This is a genomic window from Anaeromassilibacillus sp. An250 (assembly GCF_002159845.1).
Taxonomy (GTDB): Bacteria; Bacillota; Clostridia; order Oscillospirales; family Acutalibacteraceae; genus Anaeromassilibacillus; species Anaeromassilibacillus stercoravium.
This window is the reverse complement of the sequence record NZ_NFJK01000003.1, coordinates 199,162-219,411: the sequence shown is the minus strand read 5'-3', so window position 1 is coordinate 219,411 and position 20,250 is coordinate 199,162. Positions and strand designations below refer to the sequence as shown.

Annotated in this window: 19 protein-coding genes and 1 other RNA gene; 13 read left to right on the top strand and 7 right to left on the bottom strand. The window is 50.9% G+C overall.

What is annotated here, in order from left to right; translation table 11 throughout:
* Nucleotides 1–3 precede the first annotated feature (3 nt).
* The 8 genes from B5F54_RS04080 to B5F54_RS04045 are packed head-to-tail and all read left to right on the top strand — an operon-like array spanning nucleotide 4 to nucleotide 9,115.
* Nucleotides 4–1,134, top strand: coding sequence for a glycosyltransferase family 2 protein (locus B5F54_RS04080; RefSeq protein WP_087230870.1), 1,131 nt, complete (start codon nucleotides 4–6; stop codon nucleotides 1,132–1,134).
* Nucleotides 1,107–2,132 (top strand): glycosyltransferase family 2 protein, encoded by a 1,026-nt coding sequence (locus B5F54_RS04075; RefSeq protein WP_087230868.1) that lies wholly within the window; start codon nucleotides 1,107–1,109, stop codon nucleotides 2,130–2,132. The genes B5F54_RS04080 and B5F54_RS04075 overlap by 28 nt, the downstream gene beginning before the upstream one ends.
* Before the next feature lie 15 nt (nucleotides 2,133–2,147).
* A complete protein-coding gene (locus B5F54_RS04070) occupies nucleotides 2,148–3,707 on the top strand; it encodes a lipopolysaccharide biosynthesis protein (RefSeq protein ID WP_087230865.1) in 1,560 nt (519 codons plus the stop codon).
* Between the two features lie 2 nt (nucleotides 3,708–3,709).
* Nucleotides 3,710–4,978: an O-antigen ligase family protein gene (locus B5F54_RS04065; RefSeq protein WP_087230862.1), complete on the top strand. Its 1,269-nt coding sequence runs from the start codon at nucleotides 3,710–3,712 to the stop codon at nucleotides 4,976–4,978.
* Nucleotides 4,975–5,790: a glycosyltransferase family 2 protein gene (locus B5F54_RS04060; RefSeq protein WP_172749553.1), complete on the top strand. Its 816-nt coding sequence runs from the start codon at nucleotides 4,975–4,977 to the stop codon at nucleotides 5,788–5,790. Before B5F54_RS04065 ends, B5F54_RS04060 begins: the two co-directional genes overlap by 4 nt.
* 11 nt (nucleotides 5,791–5,801) lie before the next feature.
* The gene (locus B5F54_RS04055) at nucleotides 5,802–6,635 is read left to right on the top strand and encodes a glycosyltransferase family A protein (protein WP_087230856.1); all 834 of its coding nucleotides are present in this window, start codon (nucleotides 5,802–5,804) and stop codon (nucleotides 6,633–6,635) included.
* The gene (locus B5F54_RS04050; RefSeq protein WP_087230852.1) at nucleotides 6,604–7,788 is read left to right on the top strand and encodes a glycosyltransferase; all 1,185 of its coding nucleotides are present in this window, start codon (nucleotides 6,604–6,606) and stop codon (nucleotides 7,786–7,788) included. The genes B5F54_RS04055 and B5F54_RS04050 overlap by 32 nt, the downstream gene beginning before the upstream one ends.
* 13 nt (nucleotides 7,789–7,801) lie before the next feature.
* On the top strand, nucleotides 7,802–9,115 hold the full coding sequence (locus tag B5F54_RS04045; protein ID WP_087230849.1) for a UDP-glucose dehydrogenase family protein: 1,314 nt from the start codon (nucleotides 7,802–7,804) through the stop codon (nucleotides 9,113–9,115).
* 245 nt (nucleotides 9,116–9,360) lie between these two features.
* Here B5F54_RS04045 and B5F54_RS17505 read toward each other — a convergent pair whose 3' ends face one another.
* Nucleotides 9,361–10,953 carry a recombinase family protein gene (locus B5F54_RS17505; protein ID WP_242969623.1) on the bottom strand — a complete coding sequence of 531 codons (1,593 nt, stop codon included), beginning with the start codon at nucleotides 10,951–10,953 and terminating at the stop codon, nucleotides 9,361–9,363.
* Nucleotides 10,950–11,243 carry a hypothetical protein gene (locus B5F54_RS04035; protein ID WP_087230846.1) on the bottom strand — a complete coding sequence of 98 codons (294 nt, stop codon included), beginning with the start codon at nucleotides 11,241–11,243 and terminating at the stop codon, nucleotides 10,950–10,952. Before B5F54_RS04035 ends, B5F54_RS17505 begins: the two co-directional genes overlap by 4 nt.
* A 167-nt stretch (nucleotides 11,244–11,410) precedes the next feature.
* Here B5F54_RS04035 and B5F54_RS04030 point away from each other — a divergent pair, with 167 nt between their 5' ends.
* Complete coding sequence (locus B5F54_RS04030) at nucleotides 11,411–11,875, top strand: manganese catalase family protein (protein WP_087230843.1); 465 nt, start codon at nucleotides 11,411–11,413, stop codon at nucleotides 11,873–11,875.
* A 333-nt stretch (nucleotides 11,876–12,208) separates the two neighbouring features.
* Here the strand turns inward: B5F54_RS04030 and amrS are convergent, their stop codons facing one another.
* The 4 genes from amrS to B5F54_RS18235 all read right to left on the bottom strand — a co-directional run bounded on the left by amrS (nucleotide 12,209) and on the right by B5F54_RS18235 (nucleotide 16,486).
* Nucleotides 12,209–13,036, bottom strand: a complete 828-nt coding sequence (amrS, locus tag B5F54_RS04025; RefSeq protein ID WP_087230840.1) for an AmmeMemoRadiSam system radical SAM enzyme — start codon at nucleotides 13,034–13,036, stop codon at nucleotides 12,209–12,211.
* Nucleotides 13,033–14,418, bottom strand: a complete 1,386-nt coding sequence (gene amrA, locus B5F54_RS04020) for an AmmeMemoRadiSam system protein A (protein WP_087230837.1) — start codon at nucleotides 14,416–14,418, stop codon at nucleotides 13,033–13,035. The genes amrS and amrA overlap by 4 nt, the downstream gene beginning before the upstream one ends.
* A gap of 47 nt (nucleotides 14,419–14,465) precedes the next feature.
* The gene (gene trxB, locus B5F54_RS04015; RefSeq protein WP_207738185.1) at nucleotides 14,466–15,386 is read right to left on the bottom strand and encodes a thioredoxin-disulfide reductase; all 921 of its coding nucleotides are present in this window, start codon (nucleotides 15,384–15,386) and stop codon (nucleotides 14,466–14,468) included.
* A gap of 965 nt (nucleotides 15,387–16,351) precedes the next feature.
* On the bottom strand, nucleotides 16,352–16,486 hold the full coding sequence (locus B5F54_RS18235; RefSeq protein ID WP_275532221.1) for a hypothetical protein: 135 nt from the start codon (nucleotides 16,484–16,486) through the stop codon (nucleotides 16,352–16,354).
* Between the two features lie 667 nt (nucleotides 16,487–17,153).
* Here B5F54_RS18235 and B5F54_RS04010 point away from each other — a divergent pair.
* The 4 genes from B5F54_RS04010 (at nucleotide 17,154) to B5F54_RS03995 (ending at nucleotide 19,559) form a co-directional block, all read left to right on the top strand.
* A complete protein-coding gene (locus B5F54_RS04010) occupies nucleotides 17,154–17,465 on the top strand; it encodes a DUF1292 domain-containing protein (RefSeq protein ID WP_419761394.1) in 312 nt (103 codons plus the stop codon).
* A 1-nt stretch (nucleotide 17,466) separates the two neighbouring features.
* Nucleotides 17,467–17,655: non-coding RNA, 6S RNA (ssrS, locus tag B5F54_RS04005), on the top strand.
* Between the two features lie 125 nt (nucleotides 17,656–17,780).
* A complete protein-coding gene (locus B5F54_RS04000; protein ID WP_087230831.1) occupies nucleotides 17,781–18,656 on the top strand; it encodes a DegV family protein in 876 nt (291 codons plus the stop codon).
* A 27-nt stretch (nucleotides 18,657–18,683) separates the two neighbouring features.
* Nucleotides 18,684–19,559: a DegV family protein gene (locus B5F54_RS03995; RefSeq protein ID WP_087230829.1), complete on the top strand. Its 876-nt coding sequence runs from the start codon at nucleotides 18,684–18,686 to the stop codon at nucleotides 19,557–19,559.
* A 211-nt stretch (nucleotides 19,560–19,770) separates the two neighbouring features.
* Here the strand turns inward: B5F54_RS03995 and B5F54_RS03990 are convergent, their stop codons facing one another.
* Nucleotides 19,771–20,187, bottom strand: coding sequence for an RrF2 family transcriptional regulator (locus B5F54_RS03990; RefSeq protein WP_237966408.1), 417 nt, complete (start codon nucleotides 20,185–20,187; stop codon nucleotides 19,771–19,773).
* Nucleotides 20,188–20,250: the final 63 nt, after the last annotated feature.

Below are 20,250 nucleotides of genomic sequence, written 5' to 3'. Positions count from 1 at the left end.
TCCATGGGGCCGCTGGTCAGCATAGGCGTTGCCGTCTACAACGTCCGGGAATATCTGTGCGCCTGCCTCGGCAGCGTGTGCAAGCAGGCGTCGGAGGAAATCGAAATCCTCCTGGTGGACGACGGTTCCAGTGACGGGTCCGGAGAGGTCTGCGATGCATACGCGGGGCAAAGCCCATTTGTCCGCGCCATCCATTTTCCGGAAAACCGGGGCATTTGCGAAGTGCGCAATACCATTCTCCGGGAAGCTGCGGGCCGGTGGGTGTTCTTTGTCGATGGAGACGACGAACTGCCGGATTGGTTTTCGGAGGTCGCACGGTCTTTGCCAGAGCACCTTTATGACGTTATCTTCTTCCGCTACGCTGGGTACGAACACGGGAAGCCCCAACCCGTTCCCCGCGGGGAAAATCGCATCGTGGACCTTTCCCCAAAGGTATTGGAAACCTATTGCATCTCCTGCGTGTCCGGCGTCCCTTGCCAGTTGCCAGACACACGCCTCCAGCAGGTGCGCCATACCTCTGTTTGGGCAAAGGCCTACCGGCGGGATTTTTTGTTGGAACAGCAGTTGTGGTTTCCGGAGCGCCAGCAGAAATCCCAGGACGTCCTATTCAACACCCTGGTTTACCACGCCTGCCGGTCCGCCGCATATATTCCCACAGTGATGTATTACTACCGGACGCATCCGCGCTCCATCTGCAACCGGTACCACCCCGATTTCCTTCCCGGAATGGAACTCCTGATGCAGCGCAATCTTGCGCATATCGATGCCCTCTTCCCGGGAAGGGCGGATGTCTTGGATGCCTTTTACCGCTACCGCGTGATCGGGATTCTGTTGGACGCCATGCGGCTCCATGTCTTCCATCCGGACAACCCCCTGTCCCTGCGCCAACGCCGGGCAGCCTTTCAAGCACTTTTAAAAAAGCCACTCTTCGCCTATAGCCTTGCACATCTGAACTTGGACGACTACTGGCTCGAACGGCAATTCCTCTTAAACTGCGCGCGGAAAAGGCGGTTTGCCCTTCTAAACTTTGCCTACCGGCACCCCTGGGTCCTTCGGGTATACGGCGGCACTATGCATCGGAAGGACCTTTTGAAGGACCGGTTTTTATGGAGGCGGTTTCAACGAAACAGGTGAGCATCATTGTCCCTATCTACAACATGGAGGCGTTTGTCGCTTCCGGTGTCCAATGCCTAAAGGAGCAGACCTATCCAAACATCGAGCTGATTTTGATCGACGATGGTTCGACCGACGGCAGCGGCGCGGCCTGTGAACGTGAAGCAGGCCGGGACAACCGCATCCGCGTTTACCACACCGCCAACCGGGGAGCAGGCCCCGCCCGCAATTTGGGAATGGATCTGGCCCGGGGTGATTATTTCCACTTTTTCGATATAGACGATTATCTTGTTCCAAACGCGATTTCCCTGCTTGTAAAAGCAGCGGAGGAAACCGGCGCCGATCTGGTGTCCGGCGGATTCGCCGTGGACGACCACAACAAAAACCAACGCGTGATCCCAAAGGCGGACCATCTCTACCGAACCGGAGAACAGGTGCGCAACGATTTTTACCCGCACATGTTCATGTTCGGGGAACAGGGGATCTTTCAATCCGCATGCTTTAAACTGTTCCGCGCGGAAACGGTACGGAAGCACGGCGTGCGGTTTCCCGACCTTCGCCGCAATCAGGATGAAGTCTTCCTTGCGGAATATGCCGCCGTCATGAAGGACGTCTATTTCATCCCCGATATTTTATACCGCTATTTTGCCAACGACCACGCGCGGCTTTTTCAAAAGGTGACGTATGATTACTTTCCAATCATCCAGCGCTCTTCCCGCCGGATCATCGAGTTGGTACTCGGTTGGAACCCAGAAAACCAGCGTGTACGCGAAAAACTCTTACAAGATTACTACTATAAAACCTTCCAGAGCATTTGGTTTCTCTTTAACCCCCATGGAAAGCGCTCGCACCGGCAGCGGTACGCCCGGATGAAAGAAATCGTGCAGGCCTTTCTGGACGATCTTCCCACCCGGGATTTCGGCGAAACCTCCGCTGTTTACCGGTATATGTGTAAAAAGCAGTATGGAAGGCTCTATTTGCGGATGTGGTATTTCACCTGGAAACACCGAAACGACTGAACACGGAGGGACAGCATGCGGACACAAGCGACCATTCGGAACGCGCTCTGGGGAATTTTGCAGCAGGCCGTCCTCTGCGTGTTGGGGCTTTTGTCCCGCAGGGTGATGCTTCAGACCATCGGCGTCAGCGGCGTTGGGCTCAACGGCCTGTTGACCAACGTCCTTTCCCTGCTCTCTCTTACAGAGATGGGCGTCGGTTCTGTGATCATCTACCACATGTACGCACCGCTGGCCAACGGGGATTGGGAAAAAATCTGCCGCTTGATGCAGTTTTATCGGAACGTCTACCGGAGGATCGCCTTGGCAATGACGGGTGCGGGCTTGTTACTGGTTCCTTTTCTTCCGTATCTGGTGAACGGCGTGCACTACAGCCACTCCTATGTGACGGCGGTGTTTCTGCTCTTTTTGGCGCAGACCGTGTCGTCCTATCTCTTCTCGTACAAGCGGTCCCTTCTTTCCGCCGATCAAAAGCAATATGTCATTACCATTGTAGATCTGGTCTTTCGGATCGTTTCCGTGATTGGCGGCATTGCTGTGCTGCTTCTGACCCGTGAACTGCTTTGTTACCTGTTCTTCCTTTTGATCACCGGTATTTTGAATAACCTCGCCCTTTCGCGGCGGGTGGACCGGCTGTATCCCGAACTTCTCCGCTCCCGCGCCCAGCTTCCTAGAGAACGCCGGAAAAAGATTTTCCGCAATGTGCGCGACCTGTTTATTGGGAAGCTCTCGTGGACCATCACCAGCTCAACGGATAACCTCCTGATCTCCGCACTGGTAGGCACCATCCAGGTGGGCCTTTATTCCAACTACACCATTGTCCTCAACACGCTGACCAATGTGGTCAACCAGCTCTCTGCGGCGATGAGCGGCAGCATCGGGAATTTACTGGCCACCGGGTCAAAAGCACATGTGGATGCTGTGCTGCGGCGGTTGCTGTTTCTGATGTATGGGATTGCGTCGTTTTGCTGCACCTGCCTCCTTTGCCTTCTGGACCCATTCATCACGCTTGTATTCGGCAATGAGATGGTGCTGGATTTCCCTGTGGTATGCGTCTGTGTACTCAACTTCTTCTTGGCGACCATGCGCATCCCTGTCTGGAACATGCTCAGCGCCTCCGGTCTGTTCAAACGGGACAAATACATCTCGATCGCCGGTTCCACTGTCAATTTGGTGGTCTCCTTCGTTCTGGGAAAGGAAATCGGTATGTTGGGCATTTTGATCGGGACAACCTGTACATATGCCATCCAGTTTGTCCTAAAAATTCTTTTGTTCTATCGCCGTTTCCTTCACAGGCCATGCAGAAAACTCTTTCTGCAATTGGGACTCTATCTGGCGCTCACCCTGGCATTGACCGGCTGTGCCTATGGGCTTTGTAGCTGGATCGCCACCGGCGTTGCAATCGCTGACTTTGTGCTCAAGGGATTCCTTGCCGCTGGCTTTTCCCTGGGAAGCAATTTTCTCCTATTCTGCCGGACCGATTCCTTTCGCGCCCTGCGGCAGGTCTTCTACGATTCAAGGAACCGCTACAAATCCAACAAATCCCGAGCAACCGGCGAAAAAGGAGGAATGGCCTGAACATGCAAATGGAACCTCTCTACCAAACGGGAAAAGACGTTCAAAAGGAGGCTGAGACCATTCATGCAGACGCTTGGCTGGTCGGCCTTTATTATCTCTGCCTTCCACTCACCTTTATCACGCTGCTTCCCGGCATGTCCGCTTTGAAGGCCGTTACATTTCCCATCGCCGGTTTTCTGGCGCTGTACCGGCTTCTGCCCCAAAGCCGCAAAATATGCCTGAACAGTGTGCACCTGTTCTACACATTGCAGCTCCTGTTTATGGCGGGAACCCTTCTCTTCTACCGCGGTCCGGAAAGTACAACCGTCGTCAAAGACGTCGCGCTTGCGCTGCTTGTCACCCTGCTGGCGACGTGCCGCGTCTACAACCAGGCGGAGCGCCGTCTCTTCTCCCGGATCTGGCTGTTGGTGGGGCTGATTTGTATGCTCCTTTGCCTGTTCAGCGAGAAAACCATCGACGGCGGCCGGACCGTCATCGTGGTGCTCGGCTCCGAAGAGGACCCCAATTTTTTCTGTATGTACTTTATCTTTCCCGTGCTGTTCGCTCTGGAACCGTTGACCCGGAAAACCAAATTCCGGTTTTTAACCGTTCCCTATTTGATTCTGGTGTTCTATGCCATTCTCCGCACCGGCTCCCGCGGTGGGCTCGCCGCGATCTTGGCCGGAGTGTTGGCGTTTATTTTTCTCGCTATACGCAGTCCAAAGGCAAGACTCTCCGCACTGTTGCTATTGCTTCTGGTCGCGCTGGTCATTCTTTTTATCGTGTTGCCCCTTCTCCCCGAGGCTGTACGGCAGCGCTATAGTCCCGCGCAAATCTGGGAGGATCAAGGCAGCGGACGGTTCCCCATCTGGTCCTATCTGCTCACCCAGGTGTGTTCCGACGCCTCTTCCCTGATACATGGTTTCGGCATCTGCTCAACCATCCCGCACATGACGGCCGCCGGATTCCAAAATACCTATGCGCACAACCAATGGATTCAAACCTTGTTCGATCAAGGGTTGATCGGCCTGTTCTTGTACGCCGCTTTGATGGGGGCGTGTTTCTTTCGCAATCTTCGCAGGAATCCACTATTTTCCTGCGGATTGGTCGCCGTATGGGGCTTTTCTCTGTCCCTGAGTCTTTACACGCATAAGCAGTATTTGAATGTCTTTATGATGTGCGCCATGAGCTTTGCCCCGCCGGAAATGGCTGATCTCCAGAAAGGCGGTACATTGTTGTCCCAGCCTTTCCTGCCAAGTCGAGAACCTCTTCGAAAGGAGGAAGGGGATTGAAAAAGGTATCCATCATCGTCCCGGTCTACAACGGGGAAACCACCATCGCCCGGTGCCTAGACAGCTTATTGACGCAAACCTATCCCTGTTTGGAAATTCTTGTGATTGACGACGGTTCCTCCGACAGGACCAGATCGGTATTGGAACCGTACCGCGGACGGATTCACCTTCTTTGCCAAACGCACAGCGGCGTAGCTGCTGCCCGGAACATGGGCCTGCAACGGGCGGCCGGCGACTTTCTCCTCTTCGTGGATGCAGACGATTTTCTCGGGTGCGATTGTGTGGAACGCGTTGTCCAAAAGCAGCGGGAGAGCGGCGCGGACCTTGTCCGCTTTTCTTACCAGCTGGTCTATCCGGACGGGCGCATCCAGGAACCGATCGACTCGTTCACGGAGGAAGTTTTCCTGCCAAAGGCTGCGTTTACAGAGCAAATTTATCCGTACTTTCTCTCGTCCATCCGCTTTAACGCGGTCTGGGCCACCCTGTATCCGCGTGAACTGCTCGCCGGCTTGACCTTCCCCACCGGCATGAAGACAGCGGAGGACGCCGCCTTCTCCCTGGAAGTCTATACCCGGGCGCAGAGTGTATTGTTGAGCATGGACGCCGTCTATTTTTATGTCCAAACGCCAACTGGGTTGACCCGGCGCGGCCTGGGGTTGCTCGACAAATACCGGGCAAATCTACAGCTCTCGGGCTATCTCCTGGAAAAGCTGCGCGTCTGGGGAATGGATTCCTTTCCAAACCGGTTGAAAACGTATCTTCGCCCGCTGATGCTCACCATTCATAAGCTTCGGCGGCTGTTGCAAGAATAAAGGAGGTTTCCATGCGGTTACAAGTTCTCATCGCCACACAGGGACAAAGCGGCCATCGCCTGCTGGACCAAATGCAAATCCGCAGCGACGCCATCATCGGAAATCAATGCGGCCGATACGAGGTGGAAACATTCTCTTTCCACGGGTATGACGTCCAGATTTATTCCTACCGGGAACGAGGGGTGGGCTTAAACCGGAACCACATCTGGATGCGCGCCGATGCGGATATTTGCCTGTTTGCGGATGACGATGTCCGCTATGATGACCACTATGCGGAAAAAATTCTCACGGAATTCTCCAAACACCCGGAGGCGGACGTCCTCCTTTTTAATTTTCACTGCAAAAATAAGACGCGCGAGGAGTATATCATCCCGAAATGGAAACGGGTCCGCTGGTACAACTCGCTCCGCTATGGGACCTATCGGATCGCGGTCCGTACCGAGCGCGTCCGCCGCGCCAACATCGCTTTCTCTCTTCTGTTTGGCGGTGGCGCCCGTTATGGCTCCGGGGAGGACTGCATCTTTTTGCACGACTGTCTCCGGCATGGCCTCAAAATTTATGCATGCCCCATCTTTTTAGGCGAAGTTTCCCACCAGGATTCCACCTGGTTTCACGGATATACACAAAAATTCTTTCACGACAAAGGCGCCTTGTTCGCCCATCTTTTCCCGCGGTTGGCAAAACCGTTCTGCCTGGTCTTTTTGATCCGGCATCCCTCCTTCCGGACCGATGGCCTTCCTTTTTGGAAGGCATATCATGCCATGAAGGGCGGCATACAGGAATATCTTGGAAAGTACTCTGAGGGGGTCCCATGTGAAAAAACGGCTGATCTTCGTCAACAATAACCTACATAGCGGCGGCATTCAAAAAAGCCTTTTGAGCCTGCTCTCCCACATCAAAGGCCAATATGCGGTCACACTGCTGCTCATGAGCGATACCGGCGAATACAAAGCGCAGCTCCCAAAGGGAATTCAAGTCTTGCACTGCTCCCCAATATTGCGTATACTTGGTATGAGTCAAAAAGAGCTGTGGCGGGAAAACCGCCTGCTCTTTTGCATCCGTTCCCTTTTTGCCGCTCTATGCAGGATCACTGGCAATTCGCTTCTTCTGCGAATTTTATCCCATGCCCAAAAACGGCTGGGGCCCTATGACGTCGCCATCTCCTGCATGCACAGCGAACCGCCGCGGGTGTTCTACGGAGGGACAAATGAAATCGTATTGTACCGCATCCGGGCAGCCAAAAAGATTGCGATGGTGCATGCCGATGTCCTGCACAACGGAAGCTGCACCGCGGCCACGGGGAAACTCTATGGACAATTCGATCAAATCATCGCCTGTTCCAAGGGGTGCCGGGAACAATTTGTCAAGGCCTTTCCAGACTTGCGGGACCGGGTTTCTGTTGTATCAAATTTTCATCGCTTTCACGAGATCCGGGCTTTGGCCTCCCAGAACCCCATCGCCTACCCGCGCGATCAAATCCATGTCATCACTGTGGCGCGGCTGAGCAAGGAAAAAGGGATTGAACGGGCGCTGGATGCTGTCCGTGCCTGTGTGGATGCAGGCATTCCCATCCAATATCACATTGTTGGCGATGGCGCTGGGCGGCAAGCCCTTCAAAAGCGGGCGGCACAGCTTGGACTTGCCGGCCGGGTCACGTTTTACGGCATGCAGCAAAATCCCTACCGGTTTATGAAGCAGGCGGATCTCTTTTTACTCCCCTCCTACCATGAAGCCGCGCCCCTCGTCTTTACCGAGGCAAAATGCTTGGGCGTGCCCATCCTCGCCACAAGGACGGCCTCCGTGCAGGAGATGATCCTAGACGATCGGGCGGGATGGGTCTGCGAGAACACCACAGCGGCGATCGTCCATAGTTTGCAGGAGATTTGCTTCCATCGTGAAGCGCTTCAGGAAAAGCGGGAAGGACTCTCCCTCAAAACGTACCACAACGGGGAGGCCATACGGCAGTGGAACGCCGTAATGAAGGAACAGGAAATCTGAAAGGCGGGATACCATGAAAATAGCAGTTGCCGGAACCGGCTACGTCGGCTTAGTGACCGGTGTTTGTCTGGCGGAACACGGCCACTTGGTCACATGCGTCGATGTGGACGAAGCGAAGGTCGCATTGATGCAGCAGGGCGTTTCCCCCATCTATGAGGAAGGGCTCTCGGAGCTAATGAACAAGAACCGCGACCGGCTTACGTATACAACGGACTATAAGGCTGCCTACGCGGATAAGGACGTCATTATCATCGGCGTGGGAACCCCAGAAAAAAAGGACGGCAGCGCCAATCTCTCTTATGTCTACGCAGTTGCGGAACAGATCGCCCACAGCGTCACGCGGGACTGCGTTGTCGTAGTAAAATCGACTGTCCCCATCGGAACAAACGACAAGGTGGAAGCGCTGTTAAATGCCAAAAGCGACTCATCCATACACATCCATGTGGCCTCTAACCCGGAATTTTTGGCCCAGGGGACCGCAGTACGGGACACCTTGCACGCCTCCCGTATTGTCATCGGCGTGGAGGAACCGGAAACCGGCGAGCTTTTGAAAGCCATGTATCAAGAATTTGATGCCCCGATTCTCGTAACAAACCGAAAAAGCGCGGAGATGATTAAATACGCCTCCAACGATTTTCTGGCCTTGAAAATCTCCTATGTCAATGAAATCGCCCTGCTCTGCGAGCTGGTGGGCGCGGACATCGACGACGTCACGCGCGGGATGGGTTACGATTCCCGCATCGGGAACAAATTTTTGCAGGCGGGCATCGGGTACGGCGGCAGTTGTTTTCCAAAGGACACCAAAGCGCTGCACTGGCTCGCCAATTTCCACGATTATGAGATCAAGACCATCAAGGCAGCCATCGAGGTCAACGAAAACCAGAAACTCAAGCCGATCAAGATCGCCCGCAAGTACTTCGACAGTTTGGAAGGGCTGACGATCGCTGTTTTGGGCCTCACGTTCAAGCCTGGCACCGACGATCTGCGGGAAGCGCCCTCCCTGGTCAATATCCCCATCATGCTGGACGACGGGGCGCATGTCAAAGCGTGGGACCCCGTCGGCATGGAGAACTTCAAGAAGCGCGCATTGGGCGACATCACATACTGTGACTCCATTGAAAGTACCCTGGACGGCGCAGATGTATGCTTTATTTTCACCGAATGGCCGGAGATTAAAAATTTGGATGTCTCGCTCTTTTCGAAGGAAATGCGCCAAGCGATTATTATCGACGGGCGCAACTGCTATGCGCTTGCACGCATGGAGCAGGAACCGGTGATTTATCACAGCATTGGCCGCAGGACGATTTCCAATCTAAACCGTGGATGAAACGCCGGATAGCGTTTTTCAAATACAGGTAAAAATGGCGCTGGAATTTTCCGGCGCCATTTTCTTGTGATAATAAGGGATCTTTTGTCCTCTCCAATAAGTCTCAAATTGCTTTTCTATCCCCTTCATCTACGTTCCGCTTTCATAAAACTATTCACAATTGCACAAAGGAGGCCCGTAAGGCTTTCCCGCGACACGTTTTCTTCTGATTCTATTAAAAGATGCCGTCTTTCTTTACAGAGCATTTAGGAATCATTTTCTGTACAACATCCGATGCCTTTAGGGTTCTCCAATACATACGTCCATGTTGTGGGCAATCCTTTCAAATGCACCTCCACGCGCCGGCCCGGGTAGGCGATAAGATGGTCAAGCAGATAGCCATAGAAACTGTCCGAAGCAGTTTTCCCGCTTACAATCTCCCCTATTCTGTGGCGGATGTCGCGTTCCAATACGGTTCTATCAATGCCACTGCCCTCTTTTTCTTTGGAATCCACAATTCTTTCGGTCAGCTCCACCATACGGCGATCGTATTCGGCGTTCATCAATTTCATATCATCTTCGGAGATGCTCTTTGTAAAGAAAGCGTCCAGCACCCCTTTCTTTTTTTCTTTCAGTTGTGTTCGCTCTTTTTCTAATTTCTCGATGGCTCTGTGATCGCTGCTTTGAGAATCCTGGATCGCCTCCAACACAATTCGGGTGATGTCATCGATTACCATATCGTTGTCGATCTGCAACATGTTCACCGATCGGCGCACCATCTCCATCCCCACTTCATCCCGAATTTGATACCCTACATCGCACCCTGCCAAATGCCCCACCGGATCCAGATGCCGCTTTCCCTCCGCAACAGTGGTGCCGCACCGCCACGCCTTATATCTGCTCCCGTCTTTCCGCTTCCGAGTGCGCGAAACAAAGCTTTTTCCGCATACGCTACACTGAATCTTACCGGATAGCGGATAGCGGTTCCCATGGCCGGTGCCGGTGTTTCCATTCAGATTTCGGCGGGCAATCTCCCGCTGGGCCTCTTCCCACAGTTCCCGGCCAATGATCGGCTCATGGTGATCCTGGATCAATACAAATGTTTCTTCGCCGTGGTTGTACTTTTTTTGATGGGTTAAATAGTCTGGAGTAAAGGTTTTTTTCTGCTTCAGGTCTCCGCAGTATTTCTCATTTCGTAAAATTTTTAGAATGACGGTGTTCCGCCAGTTGGGACTGCCCGTGAGGGTTTTGTAACCCGATTCTCGCAATTCACGGGCGATGACGGTGGTTCCCTTTCCTTCATGGACGTATTTATGGAAAATCAGCCGGACGATTTCCGCGCCTTGGGGATTGACGGTCATTTTTCCATCCCTCACATCATATCCCAACAGCGAGCGGCCAAACACCACGCCCTGTTCCATGCGCCGGGTCTGTCCCCATTTGACGCGGGAACTGGTGGAACGGCTCTCCTCTTGTGCCATTGTGGATTTAATTGCCAGGAGCAATTCCGATTCCTCTTTCAAGGTGTTGATCTGGTCGTTTAAAAAGAAAACCCCCACCCCCCGCTGCTTCAACTGCCGGGTATAGTAGATGCTGTCCAGTGTATTGCGGGCAAAGCGGGAAATCTCCTTGGTAATCACCAAGTCAAAACGGCCCAAAAGGGCGTCGTGGATCATCCGGTTAAAGGCGGTCCGCTTTTTCGTACTCGTCCCTGTGATCCCCTCGTCTGCGTAAACTTCATACAGTTCCCAATTCGGTTGCCGGTCGATATATTCGCGGAAAAATTTCTGCTGGCTCTCAAAGGAGTTTATCTGATCGTCCTTGTCTGTTGAAACACGGCAATATACAGCGACCTTCATCGTTGGTTTTCCTTCTTGGCGTTCTTTTCTGCCACCGTCCGATGCTCCACATAGGAATCCACATATTTCCATTCTGCTTCCGGACCAACCAGGAACAGGGTGTTTTCATCTGATCCAATGGAATGTGCGAGCTTCTCTAGGCAAAGTTGCACTTGCATGTCATTCAAAAAGTTCCGTTCTCTCAGGGAAAGCAAAACCGCCTTCCGATACAGCAGATCGAATTCTGGTGTGGTTTTTTTGTCGTCTTCCATCTTCTCCGTACATTCCAAAAAAATCGCTCTATCCTTCATTATCTGACCTCCCCTCATAAATGTTTATGAGGGAAGATGGATTGCCTTGCCTGTCCGCCGGTTTCTTTTTGGGACAGAACCGTTCCGTATCAGATGAAGATATAAACACGGCAGCGGTTCTTATTTTATAATCTCCCATATCCGTGCCCCTCTCGCCTGTAACCTTCATGTGGGGCCAAGTTTTCTTTTTTGTGTGCCACTGTGACTCTCCAATAGGTACCGAAGAACTGGCACACTTAGAGATGGTCAGCACCATTGTCTATCAGCTAACGCGCGGCCTGACCACCGAACAGATCAAAAAAGCCGGATTCGATACGTATTTTGTCGACCACACGACGGGCGTCTATCCCCAGGCGGCAAGCGGCGAAGCATTCTCCGCCAATACATTTGCCGTGACAGGGGATGTCCTAGCAGATCTCCACGAAGATTTGAGCGCCGAACAGAAAGCACGCTTGACGTACGATAACATCCTTCGGTATGCGGATGACCCGGATGTCCGTGATCCGATTAAGTTCCTGCGCGCCCGCGAAATTGTCCATTATCAGCGCTTCGGAGAGGGATTGCGCATTGCAACCGACAATTTGAATTCGAAAAACTTCTATGCCTTTAACCCCTCGTTCGATAAGAAATAAATGTGGGCATATTGTGGAAGGGTGTGTGTTCGATACGGGCAGCACCGTCGAAGGATGCAGGACGTCTATTTCCCCGATGGGCTGAAACCCTTCGGGGTTTTCTTTTGAATCTTCTCCATTCTTCCCCCACATAAAACAATCTATTAAACAGGAAGACCATCGGCGTTTACATGCGATAAAAGGGAAAATCTTCAAAACAAGGCTTCAGCACTCTTAATCCCATACATTCCTCCTACATTTGTAAGTATAAACGGTTTTGGATCATCCAAAAAGCCTCCGATCTTTCGATTCTAAGACCGGAGGCTTCTCATTTTAATGCTTAAATTGCGCATTTTAACAGTTTCCTTCATAGACATACTCCAGATACTTTCTAGCCACATCTGCCAGACGATATACCGTGGAGACCGGTGTAGCCAAACAGTCCTGCATACGATACTGCGGAAAAAAGCGCGTAATATGCAGCGGGATTTTGCAATCCACACTGCTAAGCCACGAGGAAAGCTCTCTGATTTCCTCTTCCGTATCGGTTCTTTGCGGGACAATCAAGGTCGTAATTTCCACATGCCCCTGGGCCGCCGCTGATACAATGTTCCGCTTTACAACTTCCAAGTCTCCACAAAGCTGTCCGTAAGAAGCATTTTTGAAACCCTTTAAATCAATGTTCCAAGCATCAATCCAAGGGAGCAATTTTTGAAAGGCTTCCTCCGCAATGCAGCCATTGGTGACAACGACATTTTTTAGCTGCTTTTCCTTCGCAAGCATTGCACAATCACGGACATACTCATAGCCAATCAGAGGTTCGTTGTACGTATAAGCGATTCCAATGTTGCCATCGGGAATTCGCTCTAACGCACGCGCTACCAGCTCTTCCGGAGATATATAACAGGATACAGTCTGTGCTGCGTTCGCCATAGAAATAGTATGATTCTGGCAGTACGGACACCGCAGGTTGCAGCCAAAACTTCCCACGGATAGAATATTTTTGCCAGCATAAAAATGCCGCAACGGTTTTTTCTCAATGGGATCCAGTGCAAGTGCAGTGACCTTTCCATAGTTGATGGATATAATCTGCCCATCCCGATTTTGGCGCGCCCTGCAAAAACCGGTTTGCCCTTCTTCGAGCTCACAGCGGTGCGGACAAAGTTCACATGTCTTTTTCATTTGTGCCGGGTCACCTCGAAGCGCTCGATCGTATACTCCTCCGAAGGACGAATTCCCGCTTTCTTGAGGGCAATGGAAATCTGCTGTTCCGGCGTGTTGACTCCGTCCAGATTTGGCAACAGCAGGCCACGCTTCCAACCTTTGGAAACGATCACTCCATATCGTTTTGCATCCAATTCCGCAACGGATGCCACTCGTTCTGGCTTTCCAAGCACATCCACACTGTACAGCAGTTGGCCCAGTTCCTCTTCGGCCACCGAATGGAACCGTGGATCGTGTGTGCCTGCGGAAATCGCATTTTCGATGATCTCGTCCGCAACACACACCGTTTCCGGTTCAATGGTTCCGATGCAGCCGCGCAGTTGTCCGTCCTTTTTCAGGGAAACAAACACCCCCGCCGCCTGTGAACACATCTCCGCAGGCGCTTCCAGCGGCCGCTTGATTCGTTCTCCCGTCCGGACATATGTTTCCAGCGCCTTCCTCGCAAGGCGGACATAGGCATCTTCCTTCTGCTTTGCCTGGTCTAGGAAGGCTCGCTGCCTTTTTTCGTATTGCTCCCCAAAGCGGCGGCTTTCGTCCTCCCCTGCAACCCAAAAAGAAGCGACGCCATATCCAACGCCAAAGGTGCCTTCATAGGAGAGCAGTTCCGATTTGACCGCTTTTCCATCCAGCGCTCCCGCCATCACCTGAAACGAACGCAAACCACACTCCGCCGCCGTTTCACAGAAAGCTTCATCGAATTCCAGGAAACGCAAAAAGTCTCCCCGCATCATCGCATTTGTGACCTGTGCATCAAATTCCGGTCCTTCCGGTGTATATCCATAGGGGCCATCTTCTTTCAACCGGTGGGATAGATCCCCGCTGGCGATAAACACCACACGCCGGTCGAGGGATTCCGCTGCCTGCGCGATACATTTGCCAAGCCGGTAATGATCCAGCGGCGATAAACCGGAAAGCCCGATGCGCACCAATCGGTAATCGGTATAACACATATTCAAAAAATAGAGGGGAATCAGCGTCCCATGATCCAACGCCCTTTTGCGTTCTCCCATTGTCCCCGCAGGCAGGTTCTGTTTCTTCGCTTGGCCGGAGAGCTCCTGCACAAATTCTGTATCGTACTCCACACCGATTTCGACATCCGGCGCACCGAATTGGCGCATATCTCCCCACGCGCTTTCTCCGGGAGAAATGTGAAAATAATCGGCATACATGACCGAATGCGGAGAAGTCAGCACAATGGTCTCCGGCTTGAAGGCCGCAATGCACTGGGCAACTTTCCGGTAGGCATCAATGGTTTTTTGAATTTCCTTTTCCTCTCCTTTTCCGACCTCCGGGAGAATAATCGGCGGATGGGGAACAATAAAGGCGCCAACAATGGACATCTACACACACCTCTCTTTATATGGTGCAAACAACCCTCGTTTTCCGATTAGATTCCGCTCAAATATTCTTCCGCCATATGGGAAGCTACTGCTCCGTCGGCCACCGCCGTAACCACCTGCCGCAAAACTTTTTGACGGACGTCACCCGCCGCAAATACACCGGGCAAATTCGTTTCTGTTGTCTCTCCTGCATCAATATATCCATTTGGCGTAAGCTTTACCGCGTCTGCTACAAGCGCTGTATTGGGGATATTTCCAACTGCAACAAAAATGCCATCGCAAGCAATTTCGCGTGTTTCGCCGGTCTTTTTATTTTTCACACGAACCCCGGTCACGTTTCCGTCCGCCAAAATTGCTTCCACTACAGAATCCCAAACAAATTCTACATTCTCGCAGGCCTCGAGCGGCTTTAGATATGCCTTCGATGCGCGCAATGTATCCCGGCGATGCACCAAATAAATTTTCTTACATATCTTAGATAGAAAAACCGTATCCGCAGCAGCGGTATCCCCGCCGCCAACCACAACGACTGTTTTTTCTTTGTAAAACATACCGTCACAGGTGGCGCAGTACGAGACTCCTCGTCCACGGAGGGTACGTTCCTCCGGCAGCCCCAACTCCCTCGGGGAAGCGCCCAAAGCGAGAATCACCGCACGGCACGTATACGTATCCCCCTCTTCGGTATAAATTTTTTTCTCCGGCCCTTTCAAATCCATAGAAGAAACCTGGGCAAAGACGCTCTCGGCCCCAAAGCGTTCCGCTTGTTTCTGCATATTCATGGCGAGTTCAAAGCCGTTGATGCCATCGGCAAACCCTGGATAGTTGTCGATCTGGTCGGTCGTGCCCATCTGGCCGCCAGGAGCCATCGCCTCCAGAACCAAAGTGGAAAGTGCAGCCCTCGCGCAATAAAGCGCCGCTGTATACCCAGCCGGGCCACCGCCTATGACGATCACATCATACTGACCCAAAAGAATTCCTCCTTTTCTTGAATCGCTTGATTGGGATTCTCAAGCCCATAAAATAAGTATATCCCATTATACCGGAGAATTGAAAAAATGGGAAGGTATAAAAACAAAAGCTCCGGTAACCTTAATCACCGGAGCTTCTATATTGAGTTATTGAACAATTTCGATCCTCTTACTATCTAAAAATCTTTACCTACCATCTCGATAGACTCGGATTTTTGTATTTAGCACTTGGGAATCACCTTGGAAGCAATTCATCTTTCAAAAGAATTTCATGCGTGTTTTAACTATACTTTGGACTCACCTACTATTCTCTGTTCTCTCGAACCAACTCTTTTACGAAGAGTAAAACAGGCTTCAAATTATAGGTCACGCGATTCCCGATAAGATTTGCTCCGTGCTTTCGCACACCATCTTTGATCTTTGAAGCGTAATACGAACCGTTTCCTTTCTCAAATGAATGGTAGCTCAAACCAAATTGCCCTTTGGACTCATTCCTTTTCGTTTTATTTTATAAAAACGAGATGCTTTGGAATCATTCATTCTTGTTCATCAAGTGTTGCAAAAAGTACCCGGCCGGGCTTTTCACTTTTCTGAACATCCAGAATGATTGCTTCCCCAAGAAAAAACACGCTAATTTTTTCTTCAACTTACGATCTAACGGGATCTTATCGCTTTCAAAATTACCGCTCTTCTTGGTTCTGCGACCAACCTTGTAAGCACTTCATTTTCAGGAATTAGCATTGCAGGCATCTCAGCTCCATGGTTTCAACAATTTCTCGACCAAACTGAAATTGCTATCCGCATTCCTGCTTTCGGTCTGTATCTGTTTGAAAGGAATCCAGCTTACAGGCATTGTTGGCTTTCTCAAATGCAATTTTTCTTCAATTCTTTAATTGCTTTGTTTTCTCCTGCTTTCGCTCCGGTCTTTTCAGAATCCGGCATTACAGGCTATCCACTCCGCAAATTTAAAGTTTGTTAAAAAATTGCTTGTAGACCTCATCCTGTCTTTCGTTCTGTTCTTTCATCCAGATTTCCAGCGTCACAGGCTTTGTAGGAATCACAATGCAGTGCTCGTTAAACCACTGATCCTTTTGCTCCATCCTGCTCGTCGCTCTGTATCCATCCAATGGTTACTTACTTGGATTTACCAGTTTTTGCAACGTTTCAACTCCTCTGTATTTTCCAACCGATTTGTTTCCGCGTTGTCCCCTGGCATCTCAATTGGTTGCTAAATAAAAGAAAATTAGGACAGACAACTGATTGTCTCAGGAGTTACAGCTACATGCTGTTTTTTAAATTTTATTGAATAAGCGGCATGGGCCCGACTGACCAGCCGCTATTCAGTTGAATTGGCTCACTGTTCATTGGACTCACACCCTTTCTTGAAATCATACATTGGAGACTTTCCATGCCTTCTGAAGCCAATCTTCATAATATCCTTTTTGGGATATTACCTTATGGGTTTTCTTTTGTGAAGGCATCTGCGTTTTTCTTTTTCTCTCCCCTGTTTCTGATTCTATTATAACGCGTTTTTCGTGTTTGTCAATACTTTTTTCTAACATTTTTAAAATTTATATGATATTTTTTCTAATCCGTTGCACATAAGGTCCATAGGGCTATGTAATCTTCCTGTTCTGCCAAGATACAATGCCTCTCTACCTTTCAACCGCCAGTTTTTAAATGGATTTCTCGATAACCAAAAGTTTCTGTTGACTTACTGCTCTTATAAAGGTAAAATGAGTAACAGAAAAACACACTGCGAAGGAGATGAACCGATTGAACGACGAGTTTGGCGCGGATTTGATTACTTTGATTGATGACGAGGGTGAAGAACATGAGTTTGAAATCCTCGATGTGATTGATAATGACGAAGGATGTTTCTATGCTCTGCTTCCTACCTTTGATGACCCGCAGGATGAGGTGGATTCAGAGGGCACCTATTACATTTTTGAGGCGATCGAAGAGGACGGCGAGCAGCAGCTTGCGGAAGTAGAAGACGAAGAGCTTCTCGACCGCCTTGCGGAAATCTTTGAAAAGCATTTTGAAGAGCTTTACGAAGAGGAAGATCCGGAAGAATAAGCTTTCCCTGCCTGGTGCGTGGACTTGTGTATAAATAACCCTACACTTTTAAATCGGGAGCTTTGCTCCGGCGGCAGACCGCAGACCTCCCGGCTTTTGCTGGAAGAAGGGAGTGGAAACCCGTTGGGCGGGCACCCACCTGTCTTTCGTAGGCAGGTTATTTCGCACATTACGGCCAGGCGGGATTTTTTAAATGACGCGGCTCCTGTTTTCCAAACAGGGGCCTTTCTTTATAGCGACCAAAGGCCCTATTGCCAATTTTCCGGATATCTTTGTTTATGTTTTAAAGAGGTTGTAAGCAAAGGAGTTATAAGGATGAACGGTTACCAAATTATCACGGATTCCACCACAGATCTCTCCCCTGCGCTTGCAGAAGAATTAGGCATTGAAATCATCCCCATGGAAATTACACTCAGCGGTGCGTCTTATCTTCAATTCCCGGATGAGCGTGCATTATCCAATCGGACCTTCTACGAGCGTTTGGCCTCCGGAGAAACTGCTACCACCAACCAAATTAACGCCACTACCTTTACAGAGACGTTCGAACGCTACCTTCAGGCCGGAACCGATGTACTCTATATTGGTTTCTCTTCCGGTCTATCGGGGACCTATAACAATTCGCGCCTTGCTGCGCAGGAACTCTCTGAAAAATATCCCGGCCGCCGTATTCTTGTGTTAGATTCCCTCGCTGCTTCTATGGGCGAGGGGCTGCTGGTCTACCATGCGGTACAAAAGCAACGGGAGGGCATGGGGATCGACGAACTGGCCTCCTGGGTAGAGGCAAACCGCAACCGTTTGGCGCATTGGTTCACGGTGGACGATCTGAACTTCCTCAAGCGCGGCGGGCGTGTTTCCGGCGCAGCAGCCCTGTTTGGAACTATGCTAGGGATCAAACCGGTCTTACATGTTGACAATGATGGCCACTTGATCCCTGTGGAAAAGGTCCGCGGGCGCAAAAATGCGCTGGATGCACTTGTCAACCATATGGAGAAAGCCGTGGAGCATCCGGAAAACCAGGCGATTTTTATCAGCCATGGAAATGCCCCAGAGGACGCCGAATATGTGGCCAAGCAAGTGAAAGCGCGCTTTTCTGTACCAAAGGTCTATATCAACTATATCGGGCCTGTGATCGGGTCCCATGCAGGGCCGGGGACGGTTGCCCTATTCTTCCTAGGGAAGAGCAAAGACTAGGTACATCTATGGAAAGGAAGCGATTCAATGAGCCAATACCAAATTATAACGGATGCATGTGCGGACCTTCCTGTAAAACTGGTGGAGGAATTGGGCGTTCATGTGATTCCCATGTCTTTTAATTTTGGAGAAGAAAGCTATACCCACTATCCGGACGAGCGTGAATACACCGCCAAAGATTTCTTTGACCGCCTGCGCAACGGGGATATGTCCACTACCAACCAAATCAACCAAGCAGAATTCACCGACGTCTTCGAATCCTATCTACAAAACGGTGTGGACGTCCTCTATATTGGTTTTTCCTCTGCGCTCTCCGGCACCTATCACAATTCTGTGATGGTCGCGGAAGAATTGTGCAAAAAATATCCGGAGCAAACCCTCCTTGTGGCGGACTCTTTGACCGCTACGCTCGGCACGGGCCTGTTGGTGTATGCGGCTGTGCAAAAGCAACGGGAAGGGATGACCATCCAAGAGCTGTACCAGTGGGTACAAAACGAGCGCTTGCTCGTCTCTGGATGGTTCACCGTGGACGACCTCCACTTCCTCAAGCGGGGCGGCCGGCTCTCCGGTACAGCCGCGTTGGTAGGGACTATGTTAGGAATCAAGCCTATCTTGCGTATTACGGAAGACGGAAAGCTGGTCCCTATGGAAAAAGTCCGCGGACGTAAGCAATCACTTCACATCCTCTTAGAGCATATGGAGAAAACCTTCCGGGATACAGGGGATCAAGTGGTCTTCATTGTCCACGGTGACTGCCCGGACGATGCCGCCTACCTCAAAAAGGAGATCAAAAGCCGGTATCATATCAAACGTATTGTGACAAATAACATCGGGCCTATCATTGGCTCGCACACCGGCCCTGGCGCAATTGCTATCTTTTATATCGGAAAGGGACGGAATTAGCCGAATTTCAAACAGAGAGGGCCATTGCCTATTCGCAACGGCCCTCTCTGTTTGGTTTATACATCCGCTTTCTTTCTTCAGGATTTCTCCGGTATAAAAGGATAATAAGACTTGAAGGTCTTAAACGTATATGCAAAAGATGGCTAAAGCAGAATACTGTAGCTACAAAATCTAGCAAGTGATCCTCACTCTATGGGATGTAACGCTCACGCTATAAACATCGCCCATACAAAAGCCAATCGATGCTATAACTGCGCAAAAGGGCATCCATTCTCTCTTGGATTTCTTCAAAACGGCGGTGAAACCCGCAGGGTTCTATATGTGCCTCCTGCCAATTACAGCGATATCCCGGCTGCATGCATGCATTGACCAACCGGTCCGTGTCCAAAGCCTCCATCAGATCATAGACGCTTACCGTACGCAGATCCACCGCCAGACGGCAACCGCCCTCTGCACCACGGACAATCTTGATAAAACCGGCCTTTTCCAGTTTTTTTGCGATCTTATACACAAATTGATCCGGAATTTGTTCCTGCTGGCAAATGTCCGCCGCTGTCCGCTGCTCTCCACCTGCCAATGCACGCATGATGCGCAGCGCATAATCCGCTTCCCGTGTAATCAGCAGCACACTCACCTCTTTTGACTCTATTCGTACTTAGCGTAGCAAAGTTGATAATACTTGTCAAGTTTA

Coding starts and splice junctions, on each gene's coding strand:
- amrA (WP_087230837.1), bottom strand. CDS start 14,418: ATGTCCATTGTTGGCGCCTTTATTGTTCCCCATCCGCCGATTATTCTC.
- B5F54_RS18235 (WP_275532221.1), bottom strand. CDS start 16,486: ATGGAGCAAAAGGATCAGTGGTTTAACGAGCACTGCATTGTGATTCCT.
- amrS (WP_087230840.1), bottom strand. CDS start 13,036: ATGAAAAAGACATGTGAACTTTGTCCGCACCGCTGTGAGCTCGAAGAA.
- B5F54_RS03995 (WP_087230829.1), top strand. CDS start 18,684: ATGAGCCAATACCAAATTATAACGGATGCATGTGCGGACCTTCCTGTA.
- B5F54_RS04000 (WP_087230831.1), top strand. CDS start 17,781: ATGAACGGTTACCAAATTATCACGGATTCCACCACAGATCTCTCCCCT.
- B5F54_RS17505 (WP_242969623.1), bottom strand. CDS start 10,953: ATGAAGGTCGCTGTATATTGCCGTGTTTCAACAGACAAGGACGATCAG.
- B5F54_RS04080 (WP_087230870.1), top strand. CDS start 4: ATGGGGCCGCTGGTCAGCATAGGCGTTGCCGTCTACAACGTCCGGGAA.
- B5F54_RS04065 (WP_087230862.1), top strand. CDS start 3,710: ATGCAAATGGAACCTCTCTACCAAACGGGAAAAGACGTTCAAAAGGAG.
- B5F54_RS04070 (WP_087230865.1), top strand. CDS start 2,148: ATGCGGACACAAGCGACCATTCGGAACGCGCTCTGGGGAATTTTGCAG.
- B5F54_RS04010 (WP_419761394.1), top strand. CDS start 17,154: ATGAACCGATTGAACGACGAGTTTGGCGCGGATTTGATTACTTTGATT.
- B5F54_RS04035 (WP_087230846.1), bottom strand. CDS start 11,243: ATGAAGGATAGAGCGATTTTTTTGGAATGTACGGAGAAGATGGAAGAC.
- B5F54_RS04030 (WP_087230843.1), top strand. CDS start 11,411: ATGTGGGGCCAAGTTTTCTTTTTTGTGTGCCACTGTGACTCTCCAATA.
- B5F54_RS04075 (WP_087230868.1), top strand. CDS start 1,107: ATGGAGGCGGTTTCAACGAAACAGGTGAGCATCATTGTCCCTATCTAC.
- B5F54_RS04045 (WP_087230849.1), top strand. CDS start 7,802: ATGAAAATAGCAGTTGCCGGAACCGGCTACGTCGGCTTAGTGACCGGT.
- B5F54_RS04055 (WP_087230856.1), top strand. CDS start 5,802: ATGCGGTTACAAGTTCTCATCGCCACACAGGGACAAAGCGGCCATCGC.